The following is a 1052-nucleotide window of genomic DNA, read 5'->3' on the forward strand; positions in this document are numbered from 1 at the left end:
GCCAGGCTGGCGAAGATCACACCCAGCGCCAGGCATGTTTCCGCCAGCAGCAAGGCGCGCCCGCCACTCAGCAAACGAGCCAGGCCCATATAGATGATGCCCAGGGCCAGCGCGCTGAACGCAGCGGCAAATTCCAGGTGCTGCACCAGCGCAAACTGCAAACCGAAGCCCACCAACGGCGGACCGAACAGCATGCTGCCGTCGACATAATCGCCCTTGGCCGCCGACCAGCGCAGCAACGCGCCACGGCTGTCATCGTCCGGCGCGTCGCGCATCTCCAGCAACTTGCGCCGGGCGAACAACAGGCCGATGCCCAGGTACATCAGGAAAAATAGAATCAGGAACGGCTCGGTGCTCCACAGCAGCTCCGGTGTATAGGAGCGCATGCCCCAGGCGAAGCCGATGCCGAAGGTGCCGACAAAGCCGATCAAATTGAGCAGGCGCCAGGCCTTGAACCAGGCGATGGCGAGAATGCCTGCGTTGAGCAGGGCGAAATAGCTGAACAGCGCCACATGGTTGCCGGCGCCGGTGGACGTGAGGATCGGTGCCGCAAAACCGCCGAGTGCAGCAGCGCAGGCCAGGCCGAGGGCGTCCTGGGTAATCGCCAGGATCGCCGAGAAAACGGTGACCGCCACCAGCAAGCCGAGTGCCGCGCCGGGGTCGAGCAACGGGTGCAGGCGCATCGCGGCGAACACCGTGAGGTACAACACCGCAATGCCGGTGCCCTGCAGCATCAACCCGTAATTACTGTTGCGCAGCCGCAGCCACCAACCCAGGCCCAGCAGTGCCAATGCGCAACCGGCGACACCTGCGTAACGCAACTCGATTGGCACCACCATGCCTTCAGTGGCATAGCGCAGCAGGAAAGCCAGGCCGAGGAACAACAACACCACGCCGACCCGCAGCACGGTGTTGCCACCGAACAGCCAGTTGCGGGCACCGCTGATTGCGCGCTCGATAAAGTTGGGGCCGCGAGGCACCGCAGGCGCGGCAGGCTGTTCAGGGATTTTCGCGCTCGGTTCGGCCCGCCACACATCAGCCGGCAATGGCTG

General features: G+C 64.5%; 1 protein-coding gene. It reads right to left on the bottom strand.

Annotated elements, in window-relative coordinates:
• A partial coding sequence (locus HX846_RS01275) for a DUF2339 domain-containing protein (protein WP_256739754.1) occupies window positions 1-1052 on the bottom strand: 1052 nt, incomplete at both ends.

It is taken from the genome of Pseudomonas sp. K5002, from assembly GCF_013386655.1.
Taxonomy (GTDB): domain Bacteria; phylum Pseudomonadota; class Gammaproteobacteria; order Pseudomonadales; family Pseudomonadaceae; genus Aquipseudomonas.